14 protein-coding genes, 1 tRNA gene and 1 rRNA gene (1 of these 16 running past the window's edge) are annotated in these 17,611 nt (G+C 35.4%); 3 read left to right on the plus strand and 13 right to left on the minus strand.

Features of this window, described 5'->3' with window-relative positions:
• Window positions 1–53: ribosomal RNA gene (locus ACFPRA_RS15340) — 16S ribosomal RNA — on the minus strand; its annotated part reaches 221 nt to the left of the window's first position; the annotation flags it as partial.
• A gap of 908 nt (window positions 54–961) precedes the next feature.
• Window positions 962–1,102 (minus strand): hypothetical protein, encoded by a 141-nt coding sequence (locus tag ACFPRA_RS15345; RefSeq protein ID WP_381436485.1) that lies wholly within the window; start codon window positions 1,100–1,102, stop codon window positions 962–964.
• Window positions 1,103–1,356: 254 nt separating this feature from the next.
• Between ACFPRA_RS15345 and pseG the strand changes: the two genes are divergently transcribed.
• Complete coding sequence (pseG, locus tag ACFPRA_RS15350; RefSeq protein ID WP_381436488.1) at window positions 1,357–2,439, plus strand: UDP-2,4-diacetamido-2,4,6-trideoxy-beta-L-altropyranose hydrolase; 1,083 nt, start codon at window positions 1,357–1,359, stop codon at window positions 2,437–2,439.
• A gap of 38 nt (window positions 2,440–2,477) precedes the next feature.
• On the opposite strand, the gene pseI is transcribed toward pseG, so the two are convergent.
• The 9 genes from pseI to ACFPRA_RS15395 all read right to left on the minus strand — a co-directional run bounded on the left by pseI (window position 2,478) and on the right by ACFPRA_RS15395 (window position 12,224).
• Window positions 2,478–3,518, minus strand: coding sequence for a pseudaminic acid synthase (gene pseI / locus ACFPRA_RS15355; RefSeq protein WP_381436492.1), 1,041 nt, complete (start codon window positions 3,516–3,518; stop codon window positions 2,478–2,480).
• A 56-nt stretch (window positions 3,519–3,574) separates the two neighbouring features.
• Complete coding sequence (locus tag ACFPRA_RS15360) at window positions 3,575–4,300, minus strand: GNAT family N-acetyltransferase (RefSeq protein ID WP_381436495.1); 726 nt, start codon at window positions 4,298–4,300, stop codon at window positions 3,575–3,577.
• 114 nt (window positions 4,301–4,414) lie between these two features.
• The gene (locus tag ACFPRA_RS15365; protein ID WP_381436497.1) at window positions 4,415–5,146 is read right to left on the minus strand and encodes a cytidylyltransferase domain-containing protein; all 732 of its coding nucleotides are present in this window, start codon (window positions 5,144–5,146) and stop codon (window positions 4,415–4,417) included.
• Window positions 5,147–5,155: 9 nt separating this feature from the next.
• Entirely contained in the window at window positions 5,156–6,355 is a 1,200-nt protein-coding gene (gene pseC, locus ACFPRA_RS15370; RefSeq protein ID WP_381436500.1) for a UDP-4-amino-4,6-dideoxy-N-acetyl-beta-L-altrosamine transaminase, read from the minus strand.
• Between the two features lie 17 nt (window positions 6,356–6,372).
• On the minus strand, window positions 6,373–7,317 hold the full coding sequence (locus tag ACFPRA_RS15375; protein ID WP_381436504.1) for a dTDP-glucose 4,6-dehydratase: 945 nt from the start codon (window positions 7,315–7,317) through the stop codon (window positions 6,373–6,375).
• A gap of 167 nt (window positions 7,318–7,484) precedes the next feature.
• On the minus strand, window positions 7,485–8,942 hold the full coding sequence (locus tag ACFPRA_RS15380; protein WP_381436506.1) for a hypothetical protein: 1,458 nt from the start codon (window positions 8,940–8,942) through the stop codon (window positions 7,485–7,487).
• 103 nt (window positions 8,943–9,045) lie between these two features.
• Complete coding sequence (locus ACFPRA_RS15385) at window positions 9,046–9,660, minus strand: class I SAM-dependent methyltransferase (RefSeq protein ID WP_381436509.1); 615 nt, start codon at window positions 9,658–9,660, stop codon at window positions 9,046–9,048.
• 105 nt (window positions 9,661–9,765) lie between these two features.
• Window positions 9,766–11,190 (minus strand): hypothetical protein, encoded by a 1,425-nt coding sequence (locus ACFPRA_RS15390; protein ID WP_381436513.1) that lies wholly within the window; start codon window positions 11,188–11,190, stop codon window positions 9,766–9,768.
• A gap of 29 nt (window positions 11,191–11,219) precedes the next feature.
• Complete coding sequence (locus ACFPRA_RS15395) at window positions 11,220–12,224, minus strand: SDR family NAD(P)-dependent oxidoreductase (RefSeq protein ID WP_381436516.1); 1,005 nt, start codon at window positions 12,222–12,224, stop codon at window positions 11,220–11,222.
• 357 nt (window positions 12,225–12,581) lie between these two features.
• Between ACFPRA_RS15395 and ACFPRA_RS15400 the strand changes: the two genes are divergently transcribed.
• Together ACFPRA_RS15400 and ACFPRA_RS15405 are read left to right on the plus strand one after the other, a co-directional pair.
• Complete coding sequence (locus tag ACFPRA_RS15400) at window positions 12,582–13,274, plus strand: BMQ_0737 family morphogenetic spore coat protein (protein ID WP_381436518.1); 693 nt, start codon at window positions 12,582–12,584, stop codon at window positions 13,272–13,274.
• A 286-nt stretch (window positions 13,275–13,560) separates the two neighbouring features.
• Window positions 13,561–14,844 carry a surface carbohydrate biosynthesis protein gene (locus tag ACFPRA_RS15405; RefSeq protein ID WP_381436521.1) on the plus strand — a complete coding sequence of 428 codons (1,284 nt, stop codon included), beginning with the start codon at window positions 13,561–13,563 and terminating at the stop codon, window positions 14,842–14,844.
• A gap of 293 nt (window positions 14,845–15,137) precedes the next feature.
• Here the strand turns inward: ACFPRA_RS15405 and ACFPRA_RS15410 are convergent, their stop codons facing one another.
• Window positions 15,138–15,311: an ATP-binding protein gene (locus ACFPRA_RS15410; protein ID WP_381436523.1), complete on the minus strand. Its 174-nt coding sequence runs from the start codon at window positions 15,309–15,311 to the stop codon at window positions 15,138–15,140.
• Window positions 15,312–16,772: 1,461 nt separating this feature from the next.
• Window positions 16,773–16,844 (minus strand) — tRNA-Glu (locus ACFPRA_RS15415).
• Between the last annotated feature and the right edge of the window lie 767 nt (window positions 16,845–17,611).

A 17,611-nucleotide genomic window follows, 5' to 3' on the forward strand; every position in this document is an offset into this window, starting at 1 on the left:
TATTAGGCACGCCGCCAGCGTTCGTCCTGAGCCAGGATCAAACTCTCCATAAAAGAAGAAAATGAATAGCTCATTTCTTGCTGACTTTGAATCCGAAGATTCGTTTGTGTTTGTGTCCCCGATAGAGTCGGTTCGACAAACTGTATTTGTTAACGTTTTGCTGTTCAGTTTTCAAGGTTCATATCGTTACCTCTGCTTCAGAAGCAACTTTTATATAATATCAATTCAAGCTTTGAATGTCAACAACTTTTTTGATATTTCTTCTTGCTTTCATATCCCAAAAGCTCAAGGTTGTCCACCTTAACATTTACATACAAGTTAGTCAACAACCAATTATAACTTTGTCGTTTTGCTCACTCACAAATGCGACGTTTACTAATATACCATCTAGTTTTAACGATTGCAACTTTTGTTTCAAAAAAATGTTCTGCTATGTTCTATAGAACCTCTCGTCGATAATTTAAATTCGATTATACTCTAAGCTTATTATGAAATAATGAAGGTAGAATTACAAAGCGAAAAAGATGTCCGCTTTGTAAAACAACGTTTTCTGTCGAAGCAGATAAGTAAAAAATAAAGTGCGAATGCTTCCAGTTCGATTTAGACGCGATATTCTTCCCAAGTTGTCTTTCCAAGAAGATACAACCTTAACATGCCGCTTTCTCATTATGTATTCCTGGATCCATATTATCGCCTATAATCAGTATTCCTATATCTTTTTCGCCGGACTGTTTATCGTAGTAAGTACCTGAATACTAGCTGTTAACTCTTTAGGTATTACAATTTTCATGTTGTCGTTATTTGTTAAACTATTTATAGGGGACGTTAGGACCTCGTGATGAAATCAGCATGAGTGGAGTGGATAACAGCAAATCAGTTAGTTACTTTTAAACTTAGAAGACACTTATCCTCGATTCGATTCGTAAGTGTTCATATAAATCTGTCATGGTTTTGGTCGGGATCACGTCGTTGATTCAATCAACTGATAATGTCCATAGAAGAATTGTCCAAGGCCTAAGCTAACAATAGCTTTGATCGTTGCTCTAAAAATGACGAGCTGTTGACTGACTCCTTCATTTGACTGATCTCTAGTTTTCATCATTCATGAACGTCATATATCATAACCCCCTCTCCTCACACCCTTTAAAACGAGTTAACATACTCTATATCTACAATAATAGAAACCCATGGTTACTAAGTTTCAGCTTGATGTGGTCGATAATCTCTTGGTCAGTCACTTTTTCGCAAATATGGACGTAGTCTTTTTAGGATTTTGATCTCCTGCTTGAGATAAAAAATTTGGGGATTTCTAATGCCTGACGACGTCAAATAAGAATAAAAAAGGTGGGGTCTTAAATGAACATATGTTTTCGAGTCGATAGTTCATTCAATATTGGTACTGGCCATGTCATGCGTTGTTTAACTCTTGCAAAAGAACTCAAAAAGAACGGGCACTCTATATACTTTATCTGCAGGTTGCACGATGGTCATCTCTGTAATTTAATTGCAGGTGAGGATTTCAAAGTATTCAAACTAAGAAAACCAACAATATTTAAACCTTCATATAATTTACCAAAGCATGCATCATGGCTTGGTATATCACCGAAACAAGATATACAAGAAACAATTAACATAGTAAGTTCCAGTCAAATAAAATTTGATTGGATTATCATTGATCATTATGCTATAGACAAAGTTTGGGAAAGGGAAATCAGAAAATATATTCCGAGGATAATGGTTATTGATGATATTGCAGACCGTGAACATGATTGCGATATTTTATTAGATCAAAATTATTATCTACACGCTAACAATCGATATAATAATTTGGTTCCTGCTGCCTGCATCTTATTATTAGGTCCGAAATATACACTACTTAGAGATGAATTTATTGATATGTACAAATTGCCAAAAATCCGTAAAGAACGTAAGGTAGCATTAGTTTTTTATGGTGGCAGTGATCCTACAAATGAAACGCTGAAAGCATTAAATGCGATAAAAATGATACGATCAACTCCCCTACTAACACACGTGGTAGTAGGTCCATCCAACCCAAATAAATATTTAATAAAAAAGCAATGCGAGCAATATAATTTCATTTTCCATTTCAATATTAATTACATGGCCAAACTAATCTATGAGGCGGACTTCGCTATTTGTGCAGGTGGTAGTATAACTTGGGAAAGGTATTGTCTTGGTACCCCAGCAATATTAACAGCTATTGCCGATAATCAAATAATACTTTGTGAAAATATAAATAATTTAGGAATTGACCAATACTTGGGAGTTTCGGAACTTGTAACTGAGCATAATATGAAAGATGAGATTATATCTTTTCTTAAAAAAAATAATCTAAATGATTTAAGCAAAATATCTAAAAACATTGTTGATCTAAATGGTAAATCAAGAGTATTGAACATACTAAATACAATTAAATAGCTCTATTAGCGAAAGTAATAGAGCTTTTGATTACATTATTATAAATACGTAATAGGATCTCCAAATTTAAAATCTTTGTCAGCTTTTTTACCCAAAAGACTTTTATAATACTGTGGTTTTATACCAAATCCCGGTCGTACAATACGAATATTACTGGATGTAAACGCTTCTCCCTTTTTAATATCTTCTGCAGCATAGATGGATCGTCTAAATTGTAAGGATCTAACTTCTGATTTAGTAGGTCCATATTTTATCTTCCCCAATGACTTCCATGCCCTTTCCGTTTCCTCTACGAGTAACTTCATTTCATTCGGTTCCATTGAAAATGCTGAATCTACCCCACCTTCATTACGATCAAGAACAAAATGCTTTTCAATTATTGTTGCTCCCAGAGCAACACTTGCTACCGCCACTCCTATTCCCATGGTGTGATCAGATAAACCTACTTGGCAATCAAAAAGCTCTCTCATATGCGGGATTGTTAATATATTTGTATTTTCAGGTGTTGCAGGATAAGTACTGGTACACTTTAACAGTACAATATGTTGACAACCCGCAGCCTTTGCGGCACGCACGGTTTCATCCAATTCTGCAATAGTAGCCATGCCCGTCGATATAATCATGGGTTTTCCAGTGGCAGCGACTTTTTCAATTAACGGGATGTCATTATTTTCAAAGGATGCAATCTTATAAAATGGAACATTTAATTTCTCTAAAAAATCTACTGCTGTTTCATCAAAAGGCGTGCTAAATGGAATTAGTCCTAGCTCCGTTGCTCTTTTAAATATCGGTTCATGCCATTCCCATGGCGTGTAGGCTTGCTGATATAATTCGTATAAGGATTGCCCATTCCATAAACTGTTTTGATCATTAATTATAAAATCAGGATTTCTAACATTTAGAGTCATCGTATCCGCTGTGTACGTCTGGATTTTTAGAGCGTCTACTCCAGAATCCGCAGCGGCTTCTACTATCATTAGTGCTTGTTCTAACGATTGATTATGATTACCAGACATTTCCGCAATGATGAATGGTTTTCGATTGATCTGAAAAGGATTTTCGAACATTTTTTTATTCATGTAAATCCCCTTTAAATACATAGTTTCATTACTTAGCAGTTAAACCGTTTGATTTGTTACTTTTTCCAAAAATGATATACTTCATGACATTCAACTTGTTTACAACCCACTTTATGATAAAAGTTAATAGCATTCAAATTTCTTATTTGCGTTCCTACTTTAATTTTATTACATCCTTTTTGATAGGCTTGATACTCTACAGCATTAAATAAACTTGTACCTATACCGCTCTTACTAACTTCTTTAGTGACAGAAATCAGTTCTATTAGACACGTTTTTTGAAAATAAGAGCATAATACGAAGCCATTGATGATCCCTTTTTCATCCTTTGACAACATAAAATACTTATCAGTTTTTCCAAAAGCATTCATTGCCCATTGTTGATAAACATATTTCCCACCGCGTTTAGCAAATTCAGGATCCGATATAAATCTTGAATGAGGAAAATCTGCCAATTTAATAATCCTATCTACCTTTTCTAACGATTGATAAGTAGTTACATTTCGCGGCATTTCATTTATCTCAACAAGTTTTTTTTCGAATTGAATATTTATATCCGCTAAAAATGCTGATGTATCTTTTGCAATCAACTGCGCATTCACCGGATTGGCATTCTGATTCACAATTGCTATAAACAAATAATTACTAAATTCGACCTTTAAATTTCCCCACTCATTTTTAGTAAGAGACTTATTCAAGATAGCTTTTGCACATTTAATACCGAAAAAATCACTATCCCATTCTAACTCATTGAAAGTTACTGCATTTTCGGTAGAACCCACCATAACCTCCCCCCTTCGTATATTCCAATTTGTAAAATTCACATGAGTGACTTTTTGGACTTATCAAATTACCAAGTATTACAACGTTTAACTGGTTAACTCGCCCCTAAAAGTTTATTCATCTTTTTGTTGTATGTGATGATTAATCATTTGCCATTCCGGATATTTGTCAAGTAACTGTATGATATCTTCCAATGTAAATTCAGAGCTTTGTTGGTACAATGCTCCAATAATTTTTTTAATAAGGAGAAAGTCTGCCTGTGTGTCAACAGTCCAACGATGATGACTGAAATCTTTGTCATTAGAGACATTCAATAATTTGAATACTCCATCGTTATTAGTCATATATCTAGTCACATGCTCTCGATCCACTTTTAACTCCGCTTTGTCATATGCTTCTTTTAAAGCATGAAACGAAAACACCTCTGTATCCATCCCCCTTGGGAATGTCCTTATTAATGTATTAGAGACGTATTTGAGCGGGTGGTCACAAGTGAAATAGCTTTCTATAACTTTATCTATTTGTGCAGGATCAATAAGCGGACAATCAGATGTCAACCTGACCACTACATCTGCCTTTGTTTGAATTGCCGCCATGTAGTACCTTTTTAACACGTCCGTCTCAGAGCCTCTATAATACGAAATCTCCATGTTTTTGCATAAGGTTACAATAGGATCATCTATAGTTTGGTCCGTAGTCGCTACCACAATTTCATCAATAAATTTCGATCTATTTACACGTTCCAATTGATACTCCAAAAGAGGTTTACCTAAAACTTTCAAAAGTACTTTCCCCGGCAGTCTAGAAGAACACATCCGAGCCTGAATAATGGCAACTACCCGCATTTTCCCACCTCATTCAATCGAATAATAGGAGATCACTTTTTTTACTCCAGTTATAACATCATCGAGATCTCTCTCAGACATTTTCGAATATAATGGAAGTGTTATAATTTCCGAGTAAATTCTTTCCGCATTTGGACATAAATGTTTTTTATAACCCAATTTTTGATAATATGGGTGTAAATATACTGGAATGTAATGAACATTAACTCCAATATTTTCTGCCTGTAAAGCTCCAAATATTTCATTTCGATTCGTGCTTAATTTCTTAGAATTGATTCGTATAATATACAAATGCCAACTAGAGTAGCGGTCATGTTGCTGAAATGGTGTTATTATAGCATCTAGTTCTTCAAATGCTTTATTATATTTCATTGCAAGCCCTCTTCGCTTCTCAACAAATGTATTTAGTTTCTTCATTTGACTTAACCCTAGCGCAGCCTGTATATCCGTCATCCGATAATTGTAACCAAGATCTTGCATCTCATAGTACCAAGGCTCATTATTTTTACTTAGCTTCTGAGGATCACGAGTGATTCCATGGCCTCTAAACAGCAATAATTTTTCATAATAATTTTCATTGTTTGTCGTAATCATTCCCCCTTCACCAGTTGTAATGTGCTTAACGGGATGAAAGCTAAACATGGTCATATCTGCTAGGGAACCCACTTTTTCATCTTTATATGTGGCTCCTAAGGAATGTGCGCCATCAGCTATTACTATGATTCCGCTGTTTCTAGCTATAGATATTATTTCATCGTAATCAGCTGGCTGACCTGTAAAATCAACAGCTATAATTGCTTTTGTTTTCTCTGTGATTTGAGTTAGGATGGATTTAGGGGAAATGTTGTAGGTTCTTGGATCTATGTCTGCAAATACTGGCTGTCCACCTACATATAAAATACAATTGGAGCTTGCCGCGAAGGTCATAGGAGTGGTAATTACTTGATCCTTTTCTTTAATTCCAGCTGCAAAACAAGCAGCGTGCAAAGCAGCAGTTCCACTAGAAAATGTAACAGCATATTTCGCACCTACGAATTCCGCAACTGCCTTTTCAAATTGAAGTATCGTTGGACCGGTTGTAAGATAATCACTCTTTAAAGTATTAATGACGGCTTCTATATCCTCATCATCGATCCATTGCCGTCCGTAAGCTAAAAAAGTATCCCTAACGGGTTTTCCGCCATGAAGAGCTAGCTTGTTTTTATCCATTCTATGCTCCTTGCTTTTTATAAAATTTTAGTTGTTTTAAGCCACTTTTCAGTCTTTTCAATTCCCTCCTCTAAGGAAAATTTAGGCTCCCAGTTTAATAATGCTTTAGCTTTACCGTAATCACATAACAACTTTGGTATTTCACTCTGCGGATGAATGTGTTCTATATGCTGAATATGCTTGTGGTCTTTAACTATTAGTTTTGCCAATTCATTTATGCTGACATCTTCTCCAAGTCCTGCATTAATGACTTCACCGTTTACTTTATTTGAATAACCAGATTCGACAACAAAACGCGCACAATCTTCTACATAAAGCAAATCACGAGTTTGAGTCCCATCGCCGTATATCTGTAATGGTTTACCTGCCAACTTGTTTTTCAGAAAAATAGCCACGACTCCTCCCTCTCCGCCTGTTTTTTGATAAGGTCCATATGTATTAAATGGACGAATAACAGTTGCTGGAAGTTCATAAGCATAATAATAGGACAACACCATATTCTCCGCGGCTAGTTTCGAACCGGCATACGGCGAAGCAGGTTTAACTGCATTTGTTTCTTTAATTCCCTTATCGCTCCATGCCTGCTCATACACCATGCATGTGCTCATAAAGACAATCTTCACATTATAACGCCTGCACAGCTCCAGGATATTGAACGTGCCAATGACATCATTATTAAACGTGTTCTTGGGATGATCGATGCTATCCTGTACATTTATACTTGCAGCTAAGTGATAACAAACATCAAACTGATGGATAAACAAATGACCCAGTACATGCCTATCCTTTATATCCCCCTTGACAAAACCCTTAAAATTTTCTTTGTGTCCTAGACCCTCTAGATTTTCTATTCTTCCGTTTGAAAGATCATCCAGCACCCAAACCTGATGACCATCTCTCAATAGTCGATCGACTACCCATCTTCCGATAAATCCCGCCCCGCCAGTTACAAGAATATTCATAGGAATCATCCTCTCTGACCTTTTAAAACTATAATTATCTTATTTGCGCCAGCTAACATTTATTCATGTGAATTTTTTCTACAAAGGCCCGAAAAAATGAATCCTGACTTTCATTTTCATTGCTATCCCCTTCGACCATTCTACTTTTCTATACTATTGTGAAAGAACTATTTCGTAAGCCTCTTTATTAACTTTTTCAACCGTTCACCAGAATTGCTAAAATCAGGATAGGCATATTTGAGAAATTCAACTTTTTTACTTTCGACATAAGAATTCCAATTAGGATCATCAAAATAATTTACAACCAAATCTCCTAACTTTTGCGGATCATTTTGAACCAGTTCATCCAGACTATTAAAGTAACCTGTATAACCTGGAAACTCTTTGTTCAGAATGAATACGGGTTTGTTTGCGAGCATTGCTTCTAATCCTACTGTTGAAGGATAAGAAACAACTGCATCAATGTTAGGAAGAATATCGTAAAGATCAATATCTTTTGTGGAGTAAACGAATGGAAATTCTTTCGTTAATACGTGGTGATTTATATTCGGATAATCTTTAACCAAAATATTTAAATTAGCCTTTTTTGAAATTGTTTCAATTAAAACTCTCCACTTTCCAATACCTCTATTTCCCCTAACTACAATCATTAAATTCTTCTTTGTTGCATCCAACCCTAATTGTTTATTAAATATTGACCGATCTATTTTAGGGTTTGCAAATGCCTGATCGAATCTTGGATGACCAATTACTTCAAGGGATTCTTCAGAAACGCCCAACTTTTTATACCAGTCTATTTCAAAATCACCGTATACCGCATCAATTGTTGCCACTTTTGGTATATAACCGAACTCACTGCCTATGATGCCATGCTGCATACAAATTGTAGGTATACCCCTTTCGGCGGCTACTAAAGTTAATATTCGGCTGATAAAACTATGAGTATTCGATACAACGATACAGGATATAGAGACGTTTTGAAGGAAGCATTTAGTCTGTTCAATCCGATGTATGATTTCAGTTATTTTCGCTAAAAATATATTTTGAAAATTAATATTTTTATATAGGTGATGTTCTGTATGAACATTGAAAATATCTAGTGCCTTATTTTTCACTTGCATGACCGCTTCTGGTGTGGCGATTGGGTAATTACTTAAATAATCGGTGGGTATATGACTAACCTCTTTTTGGTGATCCGGGTTTCTTGGAGTCGTCGTCAAATGAGCGGATGGTTTTTTAGTACGTTTCCAGTTTTTATCGCCTGCCATGATGATCAATGTTTTTGCAGGGTCAAAACATTCAATGAACGTCTCTTTTGGAAATCGAAGGATTGTGTCGAAATTTAACAGAACTTTCGCTTCATTATTTTTAACTAAAGGTTGCTTGGTATGTGAGTGCTTAAACTGATCAAATGCTTCTTGAATCTCTTTTTGATCATTCACTTGGTTGATCAATTGCTTGGTGAATTCTTTATCGTTTAATTTATGATAAATCTCATCATTATTTCTAATTAATCCTGTAAAGTGACATAAATAGGGCAAGGAGAATCCGCTATACTTCAAATCTTTAAAATCATGAAGAAAGTCAAGGTATAATGACCAGTAATTCTTAACTTTAGTTTGCATCCTGTCACTCCTTCCAAAGTTTATCGATTCGATCGGACATGATTTTGATTTGCATTCATTTCTTTCTCAAAATACTGTTTGTACGAACAAAAGGATAATTTATCTATAATTCACCCCCCATATTACTTTGTCTTTTAAAGATTCTGAGCGTATAAGCTCCTAATCCAGATTCTTTATCGCAGCGATTTTCTTCTACTTGTTGTAATCCATATTTCTCAAAGATATTTTTATAGTTTCTTGGATATAACCGCCAATGTTCTGCTTTCTCCGCTTCAATAGTAATCAGATATGATCCAGTAATTCTTGCGATATCTTCAAAAATCCATTCGCTGTCTGGATGAATATGTTCTAGAACAGCCATCGTAAAAACCAGATCAAAGTGATGAGTAGGTAATTGCTTGATTGTTTCTTCTATTGACGAATGAATAATTTCTGAGTTCTTCTCTAATAACGGATAAGTTTTCTTTAAGGCAGTAATTGCGTTTTCACTTATTTCAATCCCGGTTAATTGCTTAAACCCATTTTCGTAAAGATGATTTAAATTTCTCCCAACATTACATCCAATTTCAAGAATTTTGCCGGTTTTCAGTATATACTTTTTGACATATTCAGTTAAAAATTCACTTCTTTTAACTTTATCAATATAGTGGTCTGGTTGACTTTGATGAACCCAATAGTCATGAATTTCCTGAAGGGTTTTCTTATTTTTTTTACTCATTTATTTCCCTCCTTGATCAATAAAAATTAACATATTTTATAAATATTGAAACCAAGTCATAAAAGATTTTAACTACTGACCTCAATACTGTTAGTACATTCAAGTTTATTCAACCTGACCTGTCAGCCTTTCGATTAACTTTTTCAATCTTTTTCCTGACATGACAAAATTAGGATAAGCATATTTGAGAAATTCAGCTCTTTTCTTTTGGGCATAAATATTCCAATCAGGATTTTCAAAGTATTCTATTATCAATTCTCCTAACCTTTTTGGATCATTTTGAACCATCTCATCTAAACCATTGAAATAGCCTGAATAACCTGGAAACTCCTCATTTAAAATGAATACGGGTTTGTTTGTAAGCATAGCTTCTAAGCCAACGGTAGATGAATAAGATACAATGCAATCAACGTTAGGGAGAATATCATAAAGATTATAATTTTTTGTAGAGTGTACGAATGGAAACTCATCAACTAGTGTATGGGGATTTTTACTTGGGTAGTTTTTGATTAACAGATTTAGATTATTTATTTTTGAAATGGTTCTAATTAAAGTTCGCCACCTGTCAATATCCTGATTATCCCGCATCACCATCAGTAATGTTTTCTGATTTGTATTTATCCCTAAATGATGGTCAAATTGAGAACGTGTTATATTTTGCTGCGAAAATGCCTGATCGAATCTTGGATGACCAATTATTTCAATGGAGCCTTCGGACGCTCCTGCTTTTTCATACCACTCCACCTCAAAATTACCGTACACCGCATCAATCGTTGCAATTTTAGGTAAATAACCAAATTCTCCTGAAATAATTCCATGTTGCATACAAATTGTAGGGATGCCCTTCTCTACAGCAACTAAAGCTAATATGCGGCTTATGAAACTATGAGTAGTAGATACAACTATACAAGAGACAGATACACTATCCAGGAAGTTTTTAGTCTGTTCAATCCGGTTTATGATATCGGATATCATGTTTAAAAACATATTTTGAAATTTTATGTCCTTATATAGATGGTGTGTTTCATAAGAATTAAAAATTGCCTGCGCCTTGTTTTGAATCTCTGTTACCGCTTTTTTTGTATCAACTGTGTAGTCACCTAAATAATCAATAGGTATCTGAAGAGCCCCTGGTATTGATATTTTTTTAGATTTACTTTTACCAGAAGTAAGTATTATGGTTTCGGAAGCATCAAAGTAATCATCAAGCGTCATTCTTGGAAATCGAAGCAATTTGTCAACATGTAATACTACCTTCCCATTTCTATTTTTAGCCAACGGTTTTCTTTGATGAGTCTGAATATACTTATGAAAAACCTCTTGGATTTCTCGTCGCTCTGTCACCCGACTGTTTAATTGGTTGATAAAATTTTCATTATATAAATCATCCCAAAGAACCTCGTTATCTTTAATGACGCTGTAGAAGTGACAAAATAAATAAGGGATGGAAAACCCTCTATAATTCAACGCTTCAAAATCATTCAGAAAATCGAGGTATAAAGACCAATAATTTTTTAAGAAGGTATTCATAAAATCCTCCTAACCATTTCCACTTCATTTTAAATTAGGTCTTCTTTCTCGAGCAATGCACGTAACTCATTCATGCTTAGTGGTTCTTGACTCCTGGAGCTATATGTTCCAGGAGTGCATTTTATTCTATTGCTATCTCTTACTCCTAAGTTTGAAACTCCGGGTATGATATACATATCCGATAACTCCCAAGCCTCTTTCGATTCATCATAGGTCATCAATTCTTCATACATTTTTTCTCCAGGTCTTAATCCCATTACTTCCACACTAATTCCTTCACTATTTATCCCATATTTCTCACATGTTTCTTCTATTATAATATTCGCCAAGTCCACTAGTTTGATTACTGGCATTTTTAACACAAAAACCTCCCCTCCCTTCGCTTCTTTCATAGCCTTAATTGTCAACTGTGTAGCCTGATTCAACGACATCATAAACCGTGTCATATTCTCATCTGTCATGGTAATTTTCTGGTTTACAAGAATTTGCTCTTTGAAAAGTGGAATTACTGAGCCTCTTGACCCCATTACATTGCCAAAACGTACACTTGCGAATATAGTTCGGCCGGAAGTTCTACCGTATTCTGCTGACGAAATCAATCTTTCCGCAATGAGCTTTGTCGCACCATACGTATTAGTAGGAGAAACTGCTTTATCTGAACTTGTGAAAACTACTTTTTTTACATTTTGAGAAATAGCAGCTCTAATCACATTATTGGTGCCGTTAACATTTGTCCTTACAGCTTCATATGGATTCTGCTCGCAAGTATCAACATGTTTCATAGCAGCTAAATGAAATACATAGTCAATATCTTGCATAGCAGCAAACAAACTATCATAATCACGAATATCGCCAATTATAAAATGTAATTTATCGTTATTTCCTATTTCATGTCGCAGTAATTGTTGCTTATACTCATCACGGCTAAAAATCTTAATGACCTGTGGATTTTTTTTCATTACCGATTGTACTATGCTCTTTCCTATGGTTCCGGTGCCTCCAATTATTAGTAATTTTTTTTGTGTAAAATCCATAATCTTTCCTCCTTCCTCAATCAGAATTTTTTACGCCTAGCAATAATACTTTTTCCGATGATACTATATATATTCAGAAAAAGATTATCGGTTAAAGACTTAAGCCTATTGCTCACTCGTCATTAATTATCCCCTCTGTACTTATTCACTTTTTCACACTCTTTCAAGTATTTTAATATACTACTAATGAATCTTTAATTCACAAATGTATAATTAGCAAATTATTTTCAATCACCAAAATATGGTACACGATTGAATTGTAGCTAAATAAATACTATGAAACATATGCGCTAAATTACTAAACAGTTAGAAAATCATTTACCCACAAAAAATAATCTAAACTGGAGTGTTTTTATTATGAAAGAAAAAAATACAGAGGGTCAAGAACTCCTATGTATCAATACAGAGAAGGTGTACGATTGGATTACAAAAGAAACAACGTTTAATCTGAATATTACTGATTTAGATTTGCCGATAAATCCTATTTCGGGTATGCCGTTAGAGTGTAGCGATATTGATATCGATACGGTTACTTGTGCGATTTCTCCTACAACAGGTCTTGACCTATCGCCGCCACCAATTGAAGTTTTAGATCGGGTCGATAAGAATTTCGTGATTGATGGAAAACTAGTGACACTACAGCTGGTAACCATTCGAAAAAACTTCGAAGTTTCTATTTTTGTCGATTTAGTACCAGATTTGGGAGGGGCGACAATTGAAGTCGACAGCGTAGAATTCACACGTATTGAACAAGTGATTCTTTGTGCGCCAATGGGTACAGATGTAAAAGTATCTTACACTGATTTGGATTGCTTTGTAATCGCAGCTACTTGCAATCCAACAACAACAGCGACTGCTGACGAACTTAATGTATCAGTTTCGGTACGACTATGCCAAAGCATTCAATCAACGTTTGATGTGACACTTGAGGTATGCGCAGACTTCTGTCGACCAAGGGATGGACTTTTATTCCCACCTTGCCCAGCACCAACGATTCCACCTCAATGTCCAATCATTTTCCCGAACAACGACAATAAAAATAATTGTTAGGGTACCGGCATAGAGCGAAGAGTAAATCTTCCGCTCTTTATTTTTGGAGTGCCTCTTCTATCATGCGCCTAGTCACTATCCAGTTAAGACAACAGCAATAGGTTAGCACCATTGAACCTCCTGCTACTCGCACTGTCAAAGAAGCAGCCAAAATAAAGAACAAAGAGTGGAAAAACCAAAAAGCAATCATTTCTTCTTGAGATCTAACAGATGCTCTAGTTGCCCAGATTAACCGAAAATTTTATTGAAAGAGTACTTGCTAATCATATTCGAAAGGCGGATAATAATGAAAAAATGCAAAGGGTGGTTATATTTACCTGTAGAAATAAAGGTAAGAGAAATGGACGCTAAATTACTTTTAGCATATTATGCAGCGAAAGAAGGCTATCAAGTTATTATAGGCGAACACAGGATCGTCGAATTAGCTTCAACAGTATATCCTAGGGGTATTTTTTTCTCAAAAGGATATCCTCGTGGTTTTAGGAAAAGAATCTTGACGAATGCAAAGAATAATGGGCATACAGTCGTTGAACTAGATGAGGAGGGATTGCTTATAAATGATACAACACGATACTTACATGATCGAATGATGATGGATATGTTTGATTTAGTTACGCAGGAATATTGTTGGGGAAGTTTTCAAAGGGAGGTTATTACAGGCGCCTTTCCGGACAAAGAACATAAGTGCTATATTGTAGGCAATCCAAGATTTGATCTACTGACGTCAAAATACAAAAATATTTATAAAGAGGACGTAGAACACATAAAAAATAACTATGGCGAGTTCGTTTTAATTAATACAAGATTTTCAACATATAATTCCTTAAGTGGAATGAAAAAAGATAATATTGATTCCATGTATTTTAAAAAGTTATATAATGATTTTGTGGAATTGACAAAAGCTATGTGTCAAAAATTTCCCGATACCCACTTCGTTATAAGGCCACATCCAGGAGAAGACCCTGAATCATACCATAATGAATTTTCCTCCAACAATAACGTACATGTAATCCACGAAGGCAATATCATCAAGTGGTTAATGGCAGCTAAGGTTGTTATACACAATGGGTGTACGTCAAGTATTGAGGCATTCCTACTTGGAAAAACAATAATATCCTATATACCAGCCACTTCAAATGACCATGATGTAATATTGCCGAATCAATTGGGAATAGAGGCTACCAATATTAAAGAGGTTAATACATTCTTACACAGTATTTTAAATAATAATAATTTTGCTTCCAGTAATTATATAGAGAAAATGGATCAGAACAAAAAAATCTTATTAGATTATTATGAGCTAACGGATAAAAAATTTTCATACGAATCTATCTTTCTTTTATTAAACTCCATTCAACTGCCTGCAGTACCAAACCATTTTTCTCCATCCCAAAAGACGCTCTACGTAAAAGAAAATAAGAAAGTAAAACATTTCTTTCCTTCGCTATCAAAGGAAGAAATACAGAATTTTTTTAGGAAAATAGATGAGGTGGAGGGTAACAGTAGCTCCACTTCCATTAAGATGATAGGAATAGACCTGTTTGAAATTAAGGAAGACAGGTTTGTGTGAGACCTTAATTCTCGCGAGAAATAAAATTGAACAATTCGAAGCCAGGGACCATACAACTCAAGGATTTTAAGGAATTAAAAATAACGCATCTCTCCTGTATGATAACGGAATTTACACCTCCGCTAATAGATAGGAGAGATGTGATTTTTTCTATAAAGCGGCAACTGTATTTTCCAAGAAAAAAGTCCAGAGAATTGTAGCGAAAAAATGCAGAGTGTAGCTACCCAGTAATTCACAATTTCTTCGATAGTGCGTTTGCCAATCAGAAGCTTGAGCCTGTATACGAAATAACGTTAGCATGGTGAATCAGCCCCCAGTGCTGCAGTTAAACGAGAGTCGGTAAATATTCGATTCCACTGACTAAATTCAAGATTTGGTGTAAGAATTAAGCTGTTTCGTTCATAACACTCTGAGATAATTTGAAATAGTAGTTCTGCGCTACCTTTTCCAAAAGCCAGATAGCGCATTTCATCTAAAATGATTAAAACTACTTTTTCTAACTTCTTACGAAAGTTCGTTATTCACCCGTTGGCCAATGCTGTTTCAAATTCTTCCATTAAGTGATATACGATAAAGAAAAACCTCAAAACCCTTCTCACAAGCTCTCCTTCCTAATGCAGAAGCCAAGTAAGTTTTGCCATTATCATAAGCCTTTCATAAGGACAAGATCCAACTGTCGACTGCGTTAGGTATCCATGCCATCGAGCGTCTAATCTATGTCCTAAAATCAAAAGAGTATATTAGCAAGTTGAAAACCAGAAACAAACACATCGTCACTTCTAACCTCATCATCAAGGATGTTATGTATATGGCCTATGAGCCACAAGATGCCTATTTATACTTTCAATGAAAACTGTTTAATCTCATGGTTCTTACGCACACTTGATGAATGGTTCATCCTGTCATTTTATGGGTATAGTATACAGGCCATCGCACGGTAACTCAATAGTTCAAGAAATACCGTTTACTCGGATCTACGTGCAACCGGAAGGCCGAACCATCAAAGGGACCTCTTTTAGACAAAAAAAACCACCTAATATTATAATTAGAAGGTCTTCGATCATAATTCTGTATCACGTCTAAAGTGAGTGTAAAACAGTGTCGTTTGAATCTTGACTGTTTCACCTATTCGCTATAAACGTGATACCTATACACTTTTTATGCGCTAACTGTACGTCCCAGGAGGGATTCGAACCCCCGACCGACGGCTTAGCTTACCACTATGGCTTTCGCCACCAGCAATGACTGTTTGTAGTCTGGACTATAACTTCACCATTTCAGGTGCGACACGTTTAGTCTCTACGGAACCTCACGATAATCTAAAGATTATACTTTGGAATTTCTACCTCCGGATTGACCGGACCTTTGAATTTCCTTGATCTTGATTATGTAATTAAAGATCGTAAGTTTCCTCGGTATTGCCACCAGCATGATCTGTTAAGGTTTCACCGATACGGTGTCGTCCACTTTACAAGTTCTCTTTCCTTGTAAAGGCTCCTATTCTTGAAGGCCGTTGCTCTATCCAGCTGACCTATTGAAACATATTCCAAACATCAATATTGTAAGGTCATTAATTCTAATATGATGGACTGCACATAAAGTCAACATATTTCTAAAAACATTTTTCATCATTTCTTATTTGCGTAACTTTCAAGACTCTGAATGCAAAAAAACCTTTATTATTTAGTTTGATAGTCCTGTCCAAATCCCCAATGATAAGTTACAATATCTATAATGGGTGTGACCTCTTCTCCATCGGCACCAGACCCTTTATGCTTGATTACTTCATGTTTATAACCTGGTGTAGGATCAATAAGTTTAATTCTGACATGGTGGAAGAAAGTGACTAATAGATTACAGAGTTTGATAAAAGATAAAAAATATCCTATTAAGTTTATGAATAACTTGATAGGATATTTTTTCTTGTATGACCCCTACGGGATTCGAACCCGTGTTACCGCCGTGAAAGGGCGGTGTCTTAACCGCTTGACCAAGGGGCCAAAATTATATGGTGGAGAAGGAGGAATTCGAATCTACGACCGATTGCCCTACCACTAGTAACTGAGTAATCCTTAAATAAAGATATTAGAAACATTTCTTCCAAACCCCATTTACTTAAACGACCACCTCACATCAAGTATGGACATTGAAGAATAAGGCTAAATGCGATAACGTCTCAAGACGGTGGAGTTAGTCCACGCACTTGGAAATTAAATAACGTTTCCACTGATCCGACTAGCTGATAAACAATCCCTTTTTCGTAAATTGGAAGTGTATCTTTTTCGGCTTGTTTTTCTTTTAACCGTTGCTCACGCTCAGGTTCAGGCTTCAGACCGCGTTTTTTGAAGCTGGTTTCTCTTTCTTGTCAGAAGCCTTGGCACGATCCCTTGCCTCGAGATAGGTGGCGCCAAAGGCAATGTTTTCTTCACCAATTCGCCTTTATCAATGACTAACATAATAAATTCACCCTGAATATGGACATTGGCGTACCTCCCCCAGTCTGTTATGTTTGTTTGATAACTTACATTATATAGAACTTGGGGAGTGCTCTATTTTATATATCTTGAAAGCTATGATCCCCAAAGGCCCTGAGTGATGAAATTTACTCATTTAACAAAATAAAACCATTACATCCGACAGTTAACAAACAGTTAGTTTTTTTGATATTAATAGTTAGGATAAAATTTTTTTGGTGATGATTGCTCAACACAATCATCACCAAAAATGCTTTTTTAAAAGCACCTCACGTTAACTTTTTTAAACCAAT

It is taken from the genome of Sporosarcina soli (assembly GCF_042655805.1).
GTDB lineage: Bacteria > Bacillota > Bacilli > Bacillales_A > Planococcaceae > Sporosarcina > Sporosarcina soli.